The organism is Halorubellus litoreus, assembly GCF_055378595.1.
The window spans coordinates 3,020,114-3,038,337 of record NZ_AP043836.1; the positions used below are offsets into that span (position 1 = coordinate 3,020,114).

Below are 18,224 nucleotides of genomic sequence, written 5' to 3' on the forward strand. Positions count from 1 at the left end.
TCGGTCGCGCGACGGTCAGTGGGTGGTCGCGCTCGCGCTGCTCGACCGGGCGTTCGCGGGCGCGTCGATGGAGTCAGGCGTTCGCGGGCGCGTCGACGGCGGTCGGCGTCTGGTCGCGTTCGAGCGCGCGCCGCGTCGGTTCGTCGAGTTCGACGAGGTGACAGAGCGGGTTCCCCGGGTAGACGACGGGGTTCTCGAGGATGCCGACGAGGACGCCCGTGAACGGGGCTTCGACGGCGGTGTTGTCCTCCTTGAACGGACTCGTGATGGTGCAGATGCGGTCGCCTTCGTGGACGAGGCTCCCGCACTCGAAGTGCATGTCGACCATGCCGCCGGCGTCGGCGCGCAGCCACGTCTTCTCGTCGTTGTCCTCGACGACGGTCCGCCACCCCGGCCAGCTCACGGCCTCCTGCGCGAGGAGGCCGTACTCGGCGAGGACGCTCCGGACGCCGTCGAGCGCGCGGTCGATGAGGCGACGCTGGAAGCGGTGGGCTTCCCCCATCTCGATGGTGATGGTGGGGACGCCGGCGTCGCTGGCCTCCCGGCGGAGGGTGCCGCTGGGGCCGTCGCTGGAGATGATGACGTTCGAGGAGAACGCGTTCGCGAGGCGCGAGACGTCGTCGTCGGCCATGTCGGCGCGGACGTGGAGCATGTTCGTTCGGCCGCGCGTTGACGTGTGGAGGTCGATGCCGAGGTCGCACGGCTCCACGAAGTTCGTGAAGATGCGGTGCGCCATGCGCTTCGCGCTCGTCGAGTCCTCGCGTCCCGGGAACGACCGGTTCAGGTCGCGGTCGTAGATCGGGAGGTAGCGTTGCTGCGCGAGGAACCCGGGGACGTTCAGGACGGGCATGCAGACGAGCGTCCCCCGGAGGTCCGCGAGGTCCCACTCGTGGGCGACCTCGCGGACGACCTCGATGCCGTTCAGTTCGTCGCCGTGCGCGGCCGCGGAGAGGAACACGGTCGGGCCGGCGTGCTCGCCGTTGATGATGGTCACTGGGATGCGGACTGGGTCACCGAGGTACGTCTCGCTGATACCGTAGCGGATGTTCGCGGTCTCCCCGGGGTCCACGCGGCCCCCGTTGTACGTGAACGCGTCCGCCGCGTCGTCGCTCATGACTCGCCTTCGGTCGTCGGCACGTAAATGCCTGCAGGTCGCGCACCGGTGAAGTTGGGACGGACCGTTATTACGGATGGTGTCGTACTGGTTGTCATGGAGGTACGTGACGCGACTGCTGACGACTTCGAAGCGATGCGGCGGACCGCCGCGGCGTCGATGCACGAGTCCTACGATTCGTTCCTCGATCCGGAGACCATCGACGCCGCGCTCGACGAATGGTACGGTGCTGACACGCTCGCGGCGCAAGTGACCGCCGAGGGCGCGCTCCTGTACGTCGCCGTCGAGGACGACGACGTCGTCGGGTTCGTGCAGGCGGAGACGGTCTCGAAGGACCCCGTGGAGGGGCGCGTGCTCTGGCTGCACGTGCATCCGGACGCGCGCGGTGACGGCGTCGGGTCGCGCCTGTTCGTTCGCGCGCAGGAGGCGCTCGTCGACGCGGGCGCGGAACGCATCACGGGCGTCGTCCTGGAGGGGAACGACCTGGGGACGGCGTTCTACGAGGGGCACGGGTTCACGCGCGCCGGTGAACGCGAGGTGGAGGTCGGCGACGAATCCTACGCCGAGGCCATCTACGTGCAGGGCGAGTCCGGCGGGACGGAGTGGGAGAGCCTCGACGAGTACGACGTCGACGGTCGGTCGGTGTACGTGAGTTACAGCGAGGCCGACCGCGGGTCGAACGGCCCGCTGTACACGGCGTACAGCGACCCGGACCGCGAGCAGAAGTACGGGTTCTTCTGTGGCGCGTGCCACTCGTTCGACGTGTCGATGGACTCGATGGGCGTCGTCGAGTGCAACGACTGCGAGAACCGCCGGAAGGCGACGCGCTGGGACGCGTCGTACCTCTGAACGCCGCGCGAACCCAACGTTCGACGGCCTGGATACGAAGGCCGTCGCCGTCCGGCGGTCACGTCGAAGCCGTCGGGGAAACAGTGACTGAGACCCTCACGCGCTTGATACAAGTCTATCAGGGAACGCTTTTGGAACCCCCGTGAGTGGGTATGGACATGAACGGTTCTTCCGGTGTACGCGTCGGCGTTCTCAGCTTCCACAACAGCAAGGAGTCCAAAGCGATCTGTAACGCGGTCGAGGACCTCGGGCACGAACCCGAGTGGCTCCGCGAGGAGAACACGACGATTCGCGTGCGCGGCGACGACGTGGAGCTGACACCCGACGTCGACGTGGTCGCGAACCGGATGCTGCTCTCGAACACCGAGCAGCCCTGCGAGGAGCTCGGTATCGCGAACACGATTCAGAGCCTGCGACCGATGCTGAACACGCCGAACGCGACGCTGCGTGCGTCCCACAAGTTCGCGACCGCCGGTGCGCTCGCAGAGGCCGATATCCAGGTCCCGGACGCGCTGATGGCGCTCGACTCGACGGCGCTGAACGCCGCGCGCGACGACTTCGGTGAGGAAGCGGTGTACAAGACCGCTATCGGCACGCACGGCGGTGGGACGTGGAAGGTCACGCGCGACGAGCACGTGAACCCGAAGGTCGGGAACCGGTACGCGTTCCTGCAGTCGCTCATCGAGCGCGACGGCCAGAAGCACCGCGACATCCGCGTGTACGTCGTCGGCGACGACGTCGTCGGCGCGATGTACCGGTATGCACCGGACAACGACTGGCGGACGAACGTCGCGCTCGGCGGGAGCGTCGAGGACGCGACCGACGACCTCCCCGAGGAGGTCGTCGACATCGCGACGAAGGCCTCCGAGGTCGTCGGCCTGGACTACGCTGGCGTCGACATCGTCGAGGGGAACGACGGCTGGTTCGTGCTCGAGGTCAACCCGACCGCGGGCTTCAAGGGCCTGTACGAGGCGACCGGGCGGAGTCCGGCGCCGTACATCGCGAAGCTCGCCATCGAGCGCGCCGGCGGGACGGTCGACCAGGAGCGCGTGCGCGAGCTCTCCGCGACGCTCGACGATTCGGTGCCGTCGTGTAAGCCGCGGCTGCCGACGTCGGACTCGGACGAACCCGTCATCGTCGGGTACACCGAGGAGGTCGTCGTGCACGGCACGCAGGGGTCGAAGACGGTGGTGGCGAAGTCCGACACGGGCGCGACGCGGACGAGCATCGACACGAGTCTCGCCGCGGAGATCGGCGCGGGCCCGATCAAGTCCGTGATGAAGGTGAAGTCCGGGAGCCTGAAGTCCGGGAAGTCCCGGCCCGTGGTCGACCTCGTGGTCGGCGTCGGCGGCCGCCAGCACACGGTCACGGCGAGCGTCGAGGACCGCAGTCACATGGACTACCCGCTCCTGCTCGGGCGGGACATCCTCGGGAACTACCAGGTGGACGTTTCGAAGACCGTCGACGGGAACGACGAGGCGAACGAGGAAGAGGAGGAGAGCCTCGAGGAGTAGTCAGAGCGCTTCGAGCGTCCAGAGTGCGGCCATCCCGACGGCTATCGTCGCGGGCACGTTCTCGGTCTTCCAGGCGACGAGCGCCGCGAGTGCCGCGGCCGGGAGTTTCGGGGAGTACGCGACCGCGGGGAGGACCGTGGCTGTGGGTTCGACGACGATCACCGCGGGGACGACGAGCGCGGCGAGGACGGCTGCGGGAACGAACTCGAGTGCGCGTTCGACCCGGGGTGGGATCTCGTCGACGCGGCCGACGACGACGACGAACGACGCTTTGAGCGCGAACGTGCCGAGGCCACCGGCGAGGACGACGAGCCAGAGCGTCGCGTCGCTGGCGGTCACGAGCCCTCACCTGCGGGGGTGTCGTTCGGCGTCTCGCGCGTCACTTCGAGCGCGGTCGCGGCGAGCACGCCGAGGAGGGCGGCGACGACGAGCGAGACGTCGTAGGGAAGATTCGTGCCGAGGACGGTGCCGGCGCCGCCGACGACGGCGGCGAGCGCGCTCGGTGCGCCCTTGACGTTCGGAACGAGGAGGGCGAGGAACGTCAGTGGGATGGCGAACTCGAGCGAGAGCCCGGGCGGGACCTGTGCGCCGACGAGGACGCCCGTTATCGTCGCGATCTGCCACACGACCCAGAGCGTCGCGGCGGCGCCGACGTAGTACCACTTGCGGCGCGACGGACTCCGGTCGTTGTCCTGGTAGTCGACGAGCGCGACCGCGTACGCCTGGTCGGTCATGAGGTACGCGAGGAGCGCGCGCCAGCGAGTGGAGAACGCGCGGAAGTGCGGAGCGATGCTCGCGGCGTACATCGGGTAGCGGAGGTTCACGACGAGGATGGTCGCGACGACGACGGCCGCGGGCGATCCCTTGGCCAGCAGTTCGACGGCGGCGAGCTGGGCGGCGCCCGCGAACACGACCGCGGACATCGCCGCGGCGACGGTCGGCGGGAGTCCGCGGTCGACAGCGGTGACGCCGTAGACGAGGCCGAACGGGACGACGCCGAGGAGGAACGGCGTCATCGCTCGCATGCCGTCGAGCGCGTCGGCGCGAGCGCTCACGGCGACATCACCGGCGGCGACGCTCTCGTCTCGGTCATGCCAGAATCCGACGACGCCCCCACCAATCGGTCTTTGGGTCGGGGCAGTCGCGACGGTCGATGCGACCGGCTCGGGTGGCTTCGCGGTCAGTCCTCGACGACCTCGTCGACGCTCTCGGCGACGTCCTCGTCGACGCGCCAGAGGTAGAGGGCGGCGTAGCTCCGGTACGGCTTCCAGCGTTCGGCGCGCTCGCGCATCTCGGCGCGCGTGAGGTCGTCGCCGTCGGGGAACACGCGCTGCATGCCCTTGCGGACGCCGAGGTCGCCGACCGGAAAGACGTCCTCGCGGCCGAGCGCGAACAGGAGCTGCATGTTCGCGGTCCACTCGCCGACGCCCGTGATGGCGGTGAGTGCGTCGCGGACCGCGTCGTCGCTCTCGTCGGCGAACGACTCGACGGAGTAGCCGTGCTCTTCGAACGCGTCGGCGACCTCGTTGACGTACCGCGTCTTCTGGCGCGACAGGCCGGCGTCCCGGAGGACGTCGTCGTCGGTGGCCCGGATGCCTGCGGGGGTCACGTCGACCGCGTCGAACAGCCGTTCGCGGGTCGCGGCGGCGCTCGCCATGGACACCTGCTGGCGGAGGATGGACGTGACGAGGCGCTCGAAGAGGTCGTCGGCGGTCTCGACGTGTAACTCGCCGTGCTCGGCGACCACGGGACCGAGTATCTCGTCGTCGCGGAGGAACGCGTGCGGGTCCGTCGCTGGCGCGTCGGCGTCGTCTGTCACGCCCGATCGTACGCCGTCCGGGCGGTTAGCGTTCACGACTCCGGTGGCGACGCCGACCGTCCGCGACCCGGGCTAGACGATTTGGCCGGACTCAGACGGGCGTCGAGCGGCGTTCTGGCGGACATGGAACGAGCCGAACTCGACGTTCGGACGTCCATGACCACGGCCGTCGACGCAGCCCTCGCGTTCCTGGGCGTCGTCGCTATCGTCTTCCCAATCAGCGCGCTCGCGGACGCGGTCCTCGGTTCGCCGCTCGGTGCACGCGTCTGGTTCGTCGCCGGCGCCGCCGGTCTCGTCGGCGCGGTCGCGTTCGCGGCTCGCGACCTGTCGCTCGGCCGGCTCGCGAAGTTCATCGGCGTGACGGCCGCGAGCTCGTTCGCGTGGCTCGTCGCCGTCGCCGCCGTCATGACGCTCGCCGGCGTCGCCATCCCTGCAGGTGACCGTCGACCGTTCCTCTACGCCGGCCTGCTCGCGCTCGCCACCGCGTACGTCGGCGTCTACAGCGACGCCGTCGACGTCGACTACGAGCACGGGAGCGCGTCCTCGTTCGGCGCGTCCTGACGCGGTCGACGACGCGGCGCGGCGCCGTCGATGCTTGCCGCCGCACCCGAGAGACGCCCTCTCCCGCCCACACCGATAGCGTCAGGTATCCGAGGAGAGTAGGGTCAGTATGGAGAACACCGCCAGCGGCGTCCGGTCGTGGCTGCTCGCCACCGTCGACTTCGCGTTCGCGTTCCTCGGCGTGGCCGCGGTCGCGTACCCGACGCTCTCCCTCGTCGCTTCCCTCGTCGGCTCCCCGTTCCTCCGCGCGCTCGCCCCCATCCTCACGTTCGTCCTCGCGTTCGGCGCGAGCTATCCCTACGTCGCCGGCGACTGGTCGCTCGGCCGCCTCGGCGAGTTCCTGTTCGTCGCCGTCGCCGGGGCGCTCGCGTGGGGCGCACTCGTCGCCGGCGTCGTCCTCGCGCTCGACCTCGCCACCGACCCCGGCGACCCCGCGCCCATCGCGACCGCGTGGACGCTCGCCCTCGCCACCGCGTACGTCGTCGTCTACTGGCAGGAACGCCAGCTGTTCCGATGACACAGGCGGGTCGCCCGCGGCTCAGCCCTCCGAGGCCCGCGACCGCGGACCGAAACCCTCACGGGGGCTAGTGGCGACACCGAGAGCATGGCCGACCTCGAACAACGACTGCAGGCGTGGTTCGGTCTCGGCGTCGAGGTCGTGTACACGTTCTTCGCGTTCGTCCTCGTCTCGCTACCGTTCCTCGCGCTCGGCGACGACGCGTTCGGCGAGCCACTCGGCGCCCTCGTCGTCCCCCTCGTCCTCGGCATCGGCATCGGCGGCACCGTCGCGTTCGAACTCGGGACGTACTCGTTCGACCGCCTAGGGCACTTCGTCGTCGCCGCGTTCGCCGCCGCAATCGCGTGGGTGCTCGTCGTCTCCACGCTCGTCCTCGTCTTCGACCTCTGGCGCGCGCCCCGCGACCCGCTCCCGATGTTCGTCGCGTGGTCGCTCTCGCTCGCCACCGGGTACGTCCTCGTCTACCGCGGCGAGGACGCACTCGCCTGACGGGGTCGATTCCGCCAGTCGCTCGTTTCAGCAAGTCACTGCTTCGCGAGCGTCACCGTGTACGTGTGCTCCCAGTCGCCGTCGCCGTCGCGTAGCTTTGCGACCGTCCAGTCGGTGCCAACGACCGCGTCCCGTATCTCCGCGGCCGTGAACAGGCGGAAGAGCCACGGCCGGCCGAGATCGCCGGCGTACTCGTACTGCACGACGCGGAACGCTCGCTCGCCGGCGGGGTCCTCGCGGAACCCGATCAGGTCCCGGGTCGTCTCGTGACTCGGGTCGTAGCCGTCGAAGACGGCGGTCGCGTCCGGCGTCGTCACGTGCGCCAGATCGCCGAGGAAGGCCCGCAACCCGGGGAGCGACTTCGCGATGCCGGTCTGGGTGCCGACGCTGTACGCACCCCGGAACGCGTCGCGCTCGAAGTGCTCGCGGAGCGAGAACATGTCCGCCTGCACGACGCGCTCGACGCCACGGTCCCGGAGGACGTCCACGAGGAACTCGCTCGGCTCCACCGCCGTCACCGTCGCACGCGCCCCGTCGGCAGGCGTCGACCGGTCTTGGACCGCGAGCGCCTGCCGGCCCGCGCCCGCCCCGAGGTCGAGTACCGGCGCTTCGAGATCGGCGAGCGCGTCGCCGTCGTCCAGCGACCACGCGTCGAAGTATCCCGCGACGTCGTGCTCGACCGTCTCCTCGCCGTCGAGATACCGGAGCGGGCCGTCGTACTCGTCGTGGTACCAGTCGTGAAGCGCTCGCGCGAACACTTCGGTCATGCGAGTACCGACAGCGACCCACTCGAAAAAAGCCCGGATAGCGTGGGCAACGGTAGCATTCGACGTGATCGCTGGCGCGAACGTCAGTCGTCGTCCGCCGTCGCGACCGCCGTCTGGTCGGCAGTCGCGACGCCGAGGAACCGGAACTTCGCACCGCCCGATTCGCTCTCCTCGGGGACGACCGTCCACCCGTGGCCTTCGGCTATCTCCCGGACGATCGCCAGCCCGAAGCCCGTGCCGTCGTCGTTCGTCGTGAAGCCCTCCTCGAGGACCGAGTCGGCGTCGTCCGCGGGGAGGCCCGGTCCGTCGTCGGCCACCCAGAACGCGCGGTCGTCGACGTCGAGTACCGTCTCGTCGTCGAACCCGTCCACGCCGACGGTCACCGTCACCGCCTCGCCGGCGTGCTCGCGAGCGTTCCGGAACACGTTCTCGAACAGCCGCTGGAGGCGGTCCGCGTCCGCGAGCACCACCGCCGTCGTCGCCGCCTCGCTCGCCGCCTCCAGGGTCATCTCGGCGGTGTCGACGGTCCCCCACGCTCGCTGCGCGACCGTCCAGACACCCACCGGGTCCGGGTTCTCGACGACGTCGCCCTCGCGCGCCATCGCGAGGATGTCCTCGATGAGCGTCTCCATGCGCTCGGTCGCCGTCGCCGCCTCAGCCGCGTACTCTCGGACGGCCTCGTCGTCGGTCGTCGACTCGATGAGCTCGACGTAGCCCCCCGCGACGTTCAGCGGGTTCCGGAGGTCGTGACTGACGACGCTCGCGAACCCCTCCAGTTGGTCGTTCTTCCGCTCGAGCTCGCGCTCGCGCTCCACGCGCTCGGTGACGTCCTGCACGAGGAACAACCGTCCGACGCGCTCGTCGCCGTCGACGACGGGCGAGACGTCGACCTGATAGTGCTCGCGGCCCCGCTGCGTGTCGACGGCCACCGTCTCCGTCGTCTCCACGACGCCGTCGAACCGCGCGAACAACACCGAGTCAGGTAGATGATCGACGACCGCGTCCCCGACGACGTCAGCGTCCTCGTCCACGCCGAACAACCTGCGCGCCTGCCGGTTCACGTCCACGAGCCGGCCGTCGCGCACGACGAACATCCCTGCCGCCATCGTGTCGATGACCGTCTGGCGCGCGATCGGCGAGACGGACGCGACGTCCGCGCTCGACACCACCCAGTAGAACGCGATACCGCTCACGAGGAACGCCGGCGGCGTCGGGTCGACGGCCACGACCTCGGCGACGAACAGGACGTTCGCGGCCATCGGCACGACCGCACACGCACCGAGCACGAGACTCTGCCGTCGGAACAGGCGCTCGCGGCGACGGATGACGTCCACCATCACGGCCACGCCCACCATCGTGACGACGTACATGTACCCGACGTGCGCGAAGAACAGGACGCCGTGCCCGCCGTCGACGATGGGCGTCACCGCGCGCGACCAGTCCAGTTCCCAGAACAACTCGTGGGAGCCGTTCGTCCAGACGACGACGTTCACGAGCACCGGTTCGACCGCGAGCCCCGCGAGGAGTCGGTCGCTGACGGCGTCGACTCGGTCGCTGTACTCGAGCGCGACCAGGAGCCACGCGGTCGGAACCACCGGAATCCCGAGGTACGTCAGCTTCGTGAACGCGTACGTCACCGACGGCGAGATACCGAGGCCGTCGAAGAACGCCATCGTCGTCCACGCGAGGACGGCCACCAGCAGTAACTGGAGGAACCTGGTCAGGTCGGTGGGGTCCTCGCGACGCAGGCTGACGAGCGTCCAGACCGAGACCGCTGCAGTGCTCGCCAGCAGCAAAAGGTACCAGACTGGAGCCTTGAACAACAAGGATACTGACAACCGTTACCACTGACTTGCGCGGTCACCGGAAAACGTCTTACGGCCCACCGGACGACGAACGAGTCGGTTCGTCGCGTCAGTCGTCCGCGAACAGTCGCGTCAGTAGCCCTTGCCGAGGAGCTCGCGCGCGATGATGTTCTTCTGGATCTCGGTCGTGCCCTCGTAGATCTGCGTGATCTTCGCGTCCCGGTAGAACCGCTCGACGGGGAAGTCGTTCACGAACCCGGCGCCGCCGTGGATCTGGACGGCCTCGTTCGCGACGTCGACCGCGACGCGCGACCCGAACTCCTTGGCCATCGACGCGAGCTGCGTGATGTCCTCGCCCTGGTCGACGTTCCACGCCGCCTTGTACGTCAGCATGCGCGCCGCCTCGGTGCGCGTGTGCATATCGGCGAGCTTGTGCTGGATGGCCTGGAAGTCGCTGATGGGGCGGTCGAACTGCTCGCGTTCCTGCGCGTAGGAGAGCGCCGCCTCGCTCGCGCCCTTCGCGATACCGACGCCCTGCGCGGCGACGGCGGTACGGGTCTCGTCGAAGAACTGCATCTGCTGGAGGAAGCCCATGCCGCGGTTCCCGATGAGGTTCTCCTCGGGGACGCGCACGTCGTTCAGCATGAGTTCCGCGGTGTCGCTCGCGCGGATACCGAGCTTGCCCGTGATCTTCTCGGACTCGAACCCGTCGCGGTCGGCCTCGACGACGATCTGACTGAAGCCGTTGTAGCGGCCCTCGGCGTCCGGGTCGGTCTCGCAGAGGACGACGTAGTAGTCGCCGATGGACCCGTTCGTGATCCACATCTTGTTCCCGTTGATCACCCACTCGTCGCCGTCCTTCTCCGCCTGCGTCGAGACGGAGGAGACGTCGCTGCCGGTGTCGGGTTCGCTGATGGCGGCGCCCATGATGGCGTCACCCTTCGGGATGGGTTCGAGGAAGCGCTCCTTCTGGTCCTCGGTCCCGAACTCCATGATGGCGTCCGCGCCGAAGCTCGTCGAGGTCAGCGACAGGCCGATACCGGGGTCGACCGCGAACAGCTCTTCGGTGATGAGCGCGGACTCGAGGTTCCCGTAGTCGGCGCCGCCGTACTCGAAGGGGATGTGCGCGCCGAGCAGGCCCGCGTCCGCGGCCTTCTCGATGATGTCCCAGGGGTACTTCTCCTCGACGTCGTACTCTTGGGCGACCGGTTCGATCTCGTTCTCGGCGAATCGAGCGACCTCTTCCTTGATCTGTTTCTGCTCGTCTGAGAGCGCGAAGTCCATAGTAAACCATTAACGCATTGTTCGTTAAAAAGGTATGTACCCGCCGGTAAACTAGACAGGAGTTGGTGGGTTCGCTAAGGGAAACCTTGAAACGATTGCCAGTTGACTTCTCGTCCATGGAGTTGGAAGAAGTCAACACCGTCGCAGTTCTCGGCGCAGGTAACATGGGCCACGGCATCGCGGAGGTCGCGGCCCTCGCCGGCTACGACGTCAACATGCGGGACATCAAGGACGAGTTCGTCCAGGGCGGCTACGAGAAGATCGAGTGGTCGCTCGGCAAGCTCGCCGACAGCGAACAGATCACCGAAGCGGACGCCGACGACGCGCTCGACCGCGTCACACCCCTCGTCGACCTCGAGGAGACCGTCGCGGACGCGGACGTCGTCATCGAGGCCGTCCCCGAACGCATGGACGTCAAGGAGGACACGTGGACGGACGTCGAAGCGTACGCGCCCGACCACACCGTCTTCACGACGAACACGTCCTCGCTCTCGATCACGGACCTCTCCGAGTTCACGGAGCGCCCCGAGCGCTTCTGCGGGATGCACTTCTTCAACCCGCCGATCCGGATGGACCTCGTCGAGGTCATCTCCGGCGCACACACCGACGACTCGACGCTCGACCTCGTCGAGGACCTCGCCGAGGACTTCGGGAAGACGCCCGTCCGCGTCCGCAAGGACGTCCCCGGGTTCATCGTGAACCGCATCCTCGTCCCCCTCATGAACGAGGCCGCGTGGCTCGTCGACGAGGGCGTCGCAACCATCGAGGAGGTCGACGCGACGACGAAGTTCGACATCGGCCTCCCGATGGGGAGCTTCGAGCTCTCGGACTACGTCGGCATCGACGTCGGCTACCACGTCCTCGACTACATGCACGAGGTCGCGGGCGACCGCTACGAGCCCGCGCCGATGATGGTCGAGAAGGTCGAGAACGAGGAGTTCGGTCAGAAGTCCGGGAAGGGCTTCTACGACTACGAGGACGGCGACGGTGCCGAGGTCCCGATGGACGACGACCTCTTCAACGAGACCGTCAAGGAGCGCCTGCTCGCGGCGCTCGCGAACGAGGTCGCGTTCCTCGTCGGCGACGACGTCGCCAGCCCCGAGGAGATCGACACGGCAGTGAAACTCGGCGGGCGCTGGCCGAAGGGCCCGGCGAAGTTCTGTGACGAGTACGGCGTCGCGGCGCTCGCCGAGGCGCTCGACGACGCGCACGAGGAGAGCGGGCACCCGCGCTATGAGGCGTTCGACTACCTCGCGACCGTCGTCGAGGAAGGCGGGTTCTACGACGACGACGGCGACGACGAGGACGGCGCGGTCGACTTCGAGACGCTCGAACTCACGTACCCCGGCGACAAGGTCGCGCAGATCGAACTCAGCCGGCCCCAGCAGATGAACTCCATCAGCCTGGAGCTCATCGAGGAGCTCGACGCCGCGATCGACGTGGTCGACGAGGACGACGACGTGCGCGCGCTCCTCCTCACCGGGGCGGGCTCGAAGGCGTTCTCCGCAGGTGCGGACTTCATGAGTATCGCCGGCGGCGGCGCCGACCCCTTCGGCGCGGTCGAACTCTCGAAGTACGGCCAGGAGACGTTCGGGCGCCTCGAGGAGATCGAGATGCCGGTCGTCGCGGCCATCGACGGCTACTGTCTCGGCGGCGGGATGGAGCTCGCGACGTGCGCTGACGTCCGCGTCGCGTCCTCGCGCTCCGAGTTCGGTCAGCCCGAGTTCAACCTCGGCCTCCTCCCGGGATGGGGCGGCACGCAGCGCCTCCAGCGCATCGTCGGCATGGGGCGCGCGAAGGAGATCATCTTCACCGCCGAGCGCTTCCCCGCCGAGGAGATGGAAGGGTTCGGGTTCGTGAACGAGGTGTACGACGCCGAGTCCTTCGACGAGGAGGCGCTCGCGTACGCGGAGAAGCTCGCCGGCGGCCCGCCGCTCGCGCAGCGCTTCACGAAGCGCGCGATGCACAAGGGCTGGGACAACCACGAGGCCGGCCTGGAAGTCGAGTCGATGGGCTTCGGGCACGTCGTCGGCAGCGAGGACGTCCACGAGGGCATCAACGCGTTCTTCGGCGACGACGACCCCGAATTCGAAGGGAAGTAAGCGTCTGACCGCGGCTCCGCGAATCTCCTATTCGAGGTCGTAGTTCGATTCTCTTCTCTCGCGGCCGCTTCGGTCCTCGTAGTCGAGCGTCCAGAGTGCGAGCGCGACGCTCGCGACGGTCGGGATGCCGAGCGTGAGGACGTATCCGCCAATCGTGTAGTACACCCCGTACGCGACCCCGTTCCAGATGATGTTGAGCGTCGGTATCGTGCCCTCACCGAGGTAAGTACCGACCGTGTAGCCGATGGACAACAGCGGGCCGACAGTCAGCCAGGATAGCGACCCGATGCCGAGTCCGGTCCAGAGCGCGTTCCGTCGCGAGACTGCCCCGGCATCGGGAATCCGAACCCACCAGAGCGCCCAGGCCCACGCGGCGGCGTTCACGACGACGAGCATAACCCAGAGCACGCCGATGGGTTCCATCATCACGAGTGCCGGGATGCCGACCAGTAGGGCAGTGAACACGAATGCGAACGCGCCGTACACCCTGGCAGCCGTTCTTGGATCCCGCGCGTTCGACGCGACCCACTCGGGGCGGTCCGGGACGCGTCGCGCCACGAAACCAGGGACGAGGTTCTCGACGCGCATACGGCTCTGACGTGCACGGCCCGGTCACAAAAGCGACCGGGTAGGGAACCGTCTGCCCCGAGTGCGCCGCGTCACTGGAACTGATACGTCGATTCGCGTTTCTCGCGGCCACTCTGCTCCTCGTGGTCGAGCGTCCAGAGTGCCAGGGCGACGCTCGCGACGGTGGGGATGCCGAGCGTGGCCACGAACCCGCCGATCGAGTAGACCGTCCCGCCCGCGAGGACGTTCGAGAGGGTGGGTGCTCTCGCCGCGCCGGTGAGCGCCGAGTACCCGGTCTGCGTGGCGAAGACGAGTGGGCCGACGGTGAGCCAGGAGAGCGTGCCGATGGCCGTCCCCACGGCGACGGTTCGGCGACGCGAGAGCGCTCCCGAGTCGGGGACGAACGCGTGCCAGAGGACCCACGTCCACGCCACCGCGTTCGCGACGACGACCGGCACGAACACGAGCGTCCCGGGGTGCACGACGACGAACGCGGCGATCGCGAAGAACAGCGTCGAGAACGCGAACGCGAACGTCCCGTAGACGCGAGCGGCGACGCGGGGGGTGCGCGGATTCGCTGCGACCCACTCGGGTCGCTCCGGGAGTCGTCGCTCGACGAAGCCCGTGAGCAGGTCCTCGACGCCCATATCGCTCGAGAGTTCACGGTGCTGTGACAAAAGTCCGGGGGCGCTCGGTCGCGAGCCGGGAGGCGTCGGTCACTGGAACTGGTAGTCCGACTTCCGTCGCTCCAGGTCGCCGCGTTCCTCGTCGTCGAGCATCCAGAGCGCGAGCCCGAGGCTCGCGACGGTCGGGATGCCGAGCGTGAACACGAATCCCCAGATGGAGAAGAACAGCCCCATGCCGAGCGTCATGCCGAGGGCGTTCCCGAGGGCGAGGGATTCTCCACCGAGGACCCTGGCCGCAAGGCCGGCGGTGGAGATGAGCGGGCCGACGGTCAGCCAGGAGAATGTTCCGATGGCGAGGCCGGTCGTGAGCGTGGTTCGTCTCGATACCTCGCCGTCCCCTGGGATGCGCAGCGACCAGAGTAACCACGTCCACCCCACGGCGTTCGCGACCACGAGCGGGACGTACGCGAGTGCGAGCGGGTTCCCGACGGCGAAGACGAGGAAGAACAGCGTGGAGAACCCGAACGCGAAGTATCCGTAGACCCTCGCAGCGGTTCGTGGGTCGCGCTGGTTCTCCTCGACCCACTCGGGGCGCCGGGGGACGCGCCTCGCGACGAATCCCGGCACGAGGTCCTCGATGCGAACCATAGACGAGTCCTCACAGCGCCGTGACAAAGCGATTCCGACGCGTGCTCTCGCTCGCGACCCCGGCCCTGGAGTCGGTTGCGACCGGTAGATTCGTACAGTTCCCGGCCGGCGACTCCCGTATGCGAGTGAGCGTCATCGGCGGCGGGAACGCGGGCGAGGCGGACCTGAAGCGAGCGCGCGAGGTCGGTCGATTGGTCGCCGAAGCCGGACACGACCTCGTCTGTGGCGGCCGCGGCGGCGTGATGGCCGCAGCGTGCGCCGGCGCGAAGGAAGCGGGTGGGACGACGATAGGAATCCTCCCCGGCGAGGACCGTGGGGGCGCGAACGAACACGTCGACGTCGCGATCGCGACCGGCCTCGGGCACGCACGGAACGCGCTCGTCCCGCTGAACGGCGACGCCGTAATCGCAATCGAGGGTGGGCACGGGACGCTCAGCGAACTCGGGTACGCGGGCATCTACGACCGCCCGGTCGCCGGCCTCGGCACGCACGACGTCGACGGCGTCTATGCGGCGGACTCGCCCCGGGACGCCGTCGCGTACGTCACGGACGCGCTCGGAGAGTGAGCGCTCCCGGCGCCGTGTACGTGCGCGAGCAAGGCACCCGAGACTCAGGTCGTGCGCTCGGTGAAGTAGAGGTGGACGGGACGGTCGGGCTGGAGCGTCGCGGTGAACCGCACGCCGACGTCCTCGGTCTTCGGCGTGACGTCGAACCGCGAGAGCAGCGTCGCGAGCACGAGCTTCGCCTCCAGGGTCGCGAACCGATTCCCGATGCACGAGCGCGGCCCGCCACCGAAGGGATAGTGCGCGTACTCCGGGAGCGCCTCGCGCATCTCTGGCGTCCACCGGTCCGGGACGAACGACTCCGGGTCGTCGTACCAGCGCTCGTCGCGGTGGACGACCCACTGGGGCGTCGTGACCGTCGTCCCCGCCGGAACCTCGAACGGCCCGACGTCGACGTCCCGCTTCGCTTCGCGGAACAGGTTGTACGCCGGCGGATACAGTCGCGTGGTCTCGTCGACGACCGCGTCGAGGTACGGCAGGTCGGCGACCGCGTCGGCGGTCGGGCGACCACCGGGGGCGTCCGCGAGCGCGTCGTCTAGCTCCCGCTGGAGTTCCGCCTGCGCGCCGGGATTCCGCGCGAGCGACCGGAGCGCCCACGTCAGGAGGAGCGCGGTCGTCTCGTGGCCCGCGAACACGAACGTCACCAGGTGGTCCTGGAGGCGCTCGCGGCTCATCGTCGCCCCGTCGTCGTACTCCGCGTCGACGAGCATCGAGAGCAGGTCGTCGCCGTCCGCGTCGTCGCTCGCGCGACGCTCGGCGACCATCTCCGACATCGCGTCCTTCAGGCCACGCATCGCGTTCAGGAACCGTCGGTTCGACGGCGTCGGCACCCACACCGGGAGGTACGCGCTCGGGTTCGTCGGCTCGACGCGAGAGAGGATGGCGTCGGCCGCGTCCCGGATGACCGCCCCGCGCCCGGAGAGGTCCGTGCCGAACATCGTCCGCGCGATGATGCGGAGCGTCACCTCCTTCGTCGCCGCGTCCACGCGCACCGACTCCGCGTCGGCCCACTCGTCGGCCGCACGCTCCGCTTCCTCGACCATCGTGTCGGCGTACGCCTCCACGCGCTCCCGGTAGAACGCCGGCTGGACGAGCGACCGGTCCCGCGCCCACTCCTCGCCCTCGCTCGCCACCAGTCCCTTCTCCCCGAACCCCTCGAACGCTCGCGACACGACGTGTCCCTTCCGGTACTTCGGGGCGTCCTCGACGAGCACCTGCTGGACGTACTCGGGGTGCGTGAGCATCACTGCCGGCGTCCGGTTCACGCGGTACGCGACGACGTCCGCGTCGTACCCGTACCCGAGGTCCTCGTAGAACCCGTGCGGGTCCCGTATCAGTTCGAGGACTTTCCCGACGCCCGGGAGGCCGTCGGCGTGCGGCGGCGTCGACCGCTCGCCCCGCATCGCGGCCCGGTCGACCGGCCTGTACGCCGCCCCGCCGTCGCCCCCGGTGCCGTCCGGCCGCTCGTCGTCGGCAGTCGCAGGTGCGCTCATACTCACAGGTCCTCGCGGCTCGGGCAAGTCGATTCCGTCGAGATGACTAGTTCACTTATGAACGAAGTCGGGATTCCGGTCGCCGACGTCGAGTCCTCGAGGAAGGGGCGTCGAGTCTACTTCCAGTCGTCGTCGAACCCGGCGGCGTCGCTAGGGAGGACGTGGTCGTCGAGGCGGCGAACGACTTCGTCGGCGAGCGTCTGGAGGTTCCTGGTGTCGTCGCGGTTGTACTCGACGAGGGTCTCGAGCGCGCGGTCGTCGCCGTCCTGGTACTCGTACCAGAGGCGGACCGCGTCCTGCCCGGAGATGTCCGGCTGGTCGCGCTCCAGTCCGATGTCCTGCTCGATGCGCTTCAGGCCGCCCGAGAGCCCGATGCGCTTGCAGGGATACATCAGGTCGATGTGGGGGACGTCCGGCGTCACGCCGAGTTCGGTCTCGAGGAACGGGACGTCGAACCGCGCGCCGTTGAACGACGACACCAACGCGGCGTCCTGGAACTGCTCGCGGACGCGCTCGGCGGTGAGGTCCTGGCCGCGAACGAGCGTCGTCGTCTCACCGCCCTTGTGGAACGACACCGTCGTCACGTCGTTCCGATGCTCGTCCAGGCCCGTCGTCTCGATGTCGAAGAACAGGGTCTCGTCGCGGAAGTTCTCGTACAACCGCCACCGTTCCCCGCTCGGGAGCGCGTCCCCGAAGAACCGCGAGTCGCCGTCGTCCAGGCGCTCGCGAGCGTCCGCGAGGAACTCCTCGATGCGCGCCGCGGTCGTCGACCCGATACCGGACGTCGACCGCGCCGCCGCCCGGTCGAAGTCGTCCCAGTGCGTGATGCCCGACCGCCAGAGGTTCCGTTCCGACTTCTCGCCCACGCCCCGCACGCCGATGAAACTGTTCTCCAGTCGCACGACACACCGTTCGTCGGGCGGCGCCTAAACCTCTCGCTTCGACCGCGCGAGAACCACCGATGCCACCGCCCGCGACGTCACCGGCGCGGCGCCACCGGCTGCGCGTTCAGTTCAGGCCCTCGAACTCGCGGAGCGTCTGGCGCCACTCCTCGGGTATCTCCACGGACTCCTGCGTCTCGCCGTCGTACGCCACCTGCACCGTCGACGCCTCCGCCGCCAGGTCGCCGCTCGCGTACACCTCGTACTCGAACGTCACGCTCTTCGTGCCGACGTCCACGACCTCGATCTCGACGGTCACGAACCCGTCCTCGAGCGTCACCGGTCGGCGATAATCGATCTCGAGGTTCGCGAGCACCGCCTCGATGGCGCCCGTGTCACCGAGGACGTCCGGGAGGTACTGGACGCGCGCCTCCTCCAGGTACGTCGCGTATATCGCGTTGTTCACGTGTCCGAGCGCGTCCACGTCCTGATACCGTACCGCCACGTCCACCGCGTACACGTCGTCCGTCATGCGCAACGGTCAGCCCACGACGACCCTCCGTCTTTCGGTCTCGACAAGGCACGGTCGGACGGTCGCCCGCACGTCCGTGCACGCCACGGGTCA

20 protein-coding genes are annotated in these 18,224 nt (G+C 68.7%); 7 read left to right on the top strand and 13 right to left on the bottom strand.

Going from position 1 to position 18,224, the window contains the following annotated elements; genetic code table 11:
• Positions 1 to 73 precede the first annotated feature (73 nt).
• The gene (locus tag ACZ48X_RS19295) at positions 74 to 1,114 is read right to left on the bottom strand and encodes a succinylglutamate desuccinylase/aspartoacylase family protein (protein ID WP_336352087.1); all 1,041 of its coding nucleotides are present in this window, start codon (positions 1,112 to 1,114) and stop codon (positions 74 to 76) included.
• 96 nt (positions 1,115 to 1,210) lie between these two features.
• Between ACZ48X_RS19295 and ACZ48X_RS19300 the strand changes: the two genes are divergently transcribed.
• Both ACZ48X_RS19300 and ACZ48X_RS19305 read left to right on the top strand, forming a co-directional pair.
• Positions 1,211 to 1,963 carry a GNAT family N-acetyltransferase gene (locus tag ACZ48X_RS19300; RefSeq protein ID WP_336352088.1) on the top strand — a complete coding sequence of 251 codons (753 nt, stop codon included), beginning with the start codon at positions 1,211 to 1,213 and terminating at the stop codon, positions 1,961 to 1,963.
• Between the two features lie 158 nt (positions 1,964 to 2,121).
• Positions 2,122 to 3,477, top strand: a complete 1,356-nt coding sequence (locus tag ACZ48X_RS19305) for a RimK family alpha-L-glutamate ligase (RefSeq protein ID WP_336352089.1) — start codon at positions 2,122 to 2,124, stop codon at positions 3,475 to 3,477.
• Here the strand turns inward: ACZ48X_RS19305 and ACZ48X_RS19310 are convergent, their stop codons facing one another.
• The 3 genes from ACZ48X_RS19310 to ACZ48X_RS19320 form a co-directional block, all read right to left on the bottom strand.
• Positions 3,478 to 3,816, bottom strand: coding sequence for an AzlD domain-containing protein (locus tag ACZ48X_RS19310; RefSeq protein ID WP_336352090.1), 339 nt, complete (start codon positions 3,814 to 3,816; stop codon positions 3,478 to 3,480).
• Positions 3,813 to 4,502 carry an AzlC family ABC transporter permease gene (locus tag ACZ48X_RS19315; RefSeq protein WP_379762915.1) on the bottom strand — a complete coding sequence of 230 codons (690 nt, stop codon included), beginning with the start codon at positions 4,500 to 4,502 and terminating at the stop codon, positions 3,813 to 3,815. Before ACZ48X_RS19315 ends, ACZ48X_RS19310 begins: the two co-directional genes overlap by 4 nt.
• Positions 4,503 to 4,657: 155 nt before the next feature.
• Entirely contained in the window at positions 4,658 to 5,296 is a 639-nt protein-coding gene (locus ACZ48X_RS19320; RefSeq protein WP_336352092.1) for a DNA-3-methyladenine glycosylase family protein, read from the bottom strand.
• Positions 5,297 to 5,452: 156 nt separating this feature from the next.
• Here ACZ48X_RS19320 and ACZ48X_RS19325 point away from each other — a divergent pair, with 156 nt between their 5' ends.
• From ACZ48X_RS19325 to ACZ48X_RS19335, 3 genes are all read left to right on the top strand, one after another.
• Positions 5,453 to 5,857 (top strand): hypothetical protein, encoded by a 405-nt coding sequence (locus tag ACZ48X_RS19325; protein ID WP_336352093.1) that lies wholly within the window; start codon positions 5,453 to 5,455, stop codon positions 5,855 to 5,857.
• Between the two features lie 109 nt (positions 5,858 to 5,966).
• Positions 5,967 to 6,374: a hypothetical protein gene (locus tag ACZ48X_RS19330; RefSeq protein WP_336352094.1), complete on the top strand. Its 408-nt coding sequence runs from the start codon at positions 5,967 to 5,969 to the stop codon at positions 6,372 to 6,374.
• An 87-nt stretch (positions 6,375 to 6,461) separates the two neighbouring features.
• The gene (locus tag ACZ48X_RS19335) at positions 6,462 to 6,863 is read left to right on the top strand and encodes a hypothetical protein (RefSeq protein ID WP_336352095.1); all 402 of its coding nucleotides are present in this window, start codon (positions 6,462 to 6,464) and stop codon (positions 6,861 to 6,863) included.
• Positions 6,864 to 6,898: 35 nt separating this feature from the next.
• On the opposite strand, the gene ACZ48X_RS19340 is transcribed toward ACZ48X_RS19335, so the two are convergent.
• From ACZ48X_RS19340 to ACZ48X_RS19350, 3 genes are all read right to left on the bottom strand, one after another.
• On the bottom strand, positions 6,899 to 7,630 hold the full coding sequence (locus ACZ48X_RS19340) for a class I SAM-dependent methyltransferase (RefSeq protein ID WP_336352096.1): 732 nt from the start codon (positions 7,628 to 7,630) through the stop codon (positions 6,899 to 6,901).
• 83 nt (positions 7,631 to 7,713) lie between these two features.
• Positions 7,714 to 9,426, bottom strand: a complete 1,713-nt coding sequence (locus tag ACZ48X_RS19345; protein ID WP_336352097.1) for a sensor histidine kinase — start codon at positions 9,424 to 9,426, stop codon at positions 7,714 to 7,716.
• A 141-nt stretch (positions 9,427 to 9,567) separates the two neighbouring features.
• Positions 9,568 to 10,719: an acyl-CoA dehydrogenase family protein gene (locus ACZ48X_RS19350; protein WP_336352098.1), complete on the bottom strand. Its 1,152-nt coding sequence runs from the start codon at positions 10,717 to 10,719 to the stop codon at positions 9,568 to 9,570.
• Positions 10,720 to 10,835: 116 nt separating this feature from the next.
• Between ACZ48X_RS19350 and ACZ48X_RS19355 the strand changes: the two genes are divergently transcribed.
• Entirely contained in the window at positions 10,836 to 12,821 is a 1,986-nt protein-coding gene (locus ACZ48X_RS19355; RefSeq protein WP_336352099.1) for a 3-hydroxyacyl-CoA dehydrogenase/enoyl-CoA hydratase family protein, read from the top strand.
• Positions 12,822 to 12,848: 27 nt separating this feature from the next.
• Here the strand turns inward: ACZ48X_RS19355 and ACZ48X_RS19360 are convergent, their stop codons facing one another.
• The 3 genes from ACZ48X_RS19360 to ACZ48X_RS19370 form a co-directional block, all read right to left on the bottom strand.
• Entirely contained in the window at positions 12,849 to 13,409 is a 561-nt protein-coding gene (locus ACZ48X_RS19360; RefSeq protein ID WP_336352100.1) for a hypothetical protein, read from the bottom strand.
• 71 nt (positions 13,410 to 13,480) lie between these two features.
• The gene (locus ACZ48X_RS19365; protein WP_336352101.1) at positions 13,481 to 14,035 is read right to left on the bottom strand and encodes a hypothetical protein; all 555 of its coding nucleotides are present in this window, start codon (positions 14,033 to 14,035) and stop codon (positions 13,481 to 13,483) included.
• A 69-nt stretch (positions 14,036 to 14,104) separates the two neighbouring features.
• Positions 14,105 to 14,662 (bottom strand): hypothetical protein, encoded by a 558-nt coding sequence (locus tag ACZ48X_RS19370; RefSeq protein ID WP_336352102.1) that lies wholly within the window; start codon positions 14,660 to 14,662, stop codon positions 14,105 to 14,107.
• A gap of 119 nt (positions 14,663 to 14,781) precedes the next feature.
• On the opposite strand from ACZ48X_RS19370, the gene ACZ48X_RS19375 reads away from it, so the two are divergent.
• On the top strand, positions 14,782 to 15,228 hold the full coding sequence (locus tag ACZ48X_RS19375) for a TIGR00725 family protein (protein WP_336352103.1): 447 nt from the start codon (positions 14,782 to 14,784) through the stop codon (positions 15,226 to 15,228).
• A 44-nt stretch (positions 15,229 to 15,272) separates the two neighbouring features.
• Here the strand turns inward: ACZ48X_RS19375 and ACZ48X_RS19380 are convergent, their stop codons facing one another.
• The 3 genes from ACZ48X_RS19380 to ACZ48X_RS19390 form a co-directional block, all read right to left on the bottom strand.
• Positions 15,273 to 16,718, bottom strand: a complete 1,446-nt coding sequence (locus ACZ48X_RS19380; RefSeq protein WP_336352104.1) for a cytochrome P450 — start codon at positions 16,716 to 16,718, stop codon at positions 15,273 to 15,275.
• Positions 16,719 to 16,834: 116 nt separating this feature from the next.
• Entirely contained in the window at positions 16,835 to 17,620 is a 786-nt protein-coding gene (locus tag ACZ48X_RS19385) for a ribonuclease H-like domain-containing protein (RefSeq protein WP_336352105.1), read from the bottom strand.
• A gap of 106 nt (positions 17,621 to 17,726) precedes the next feature.
• Positions 17,727 to 18,131 (bottom strand): acyl-CoA thioesterase, encoded by a 405-nt coding sequence (locus ACZ48X_RS19390; protein ID WP_336352106.1) that lies wholly within the window; start codon positions 18,129 to 18,131, stop codon positions 17,727 to 17,729.
• Positions 18,132 to 18,224: the final 93 nt, after the last annotated feature.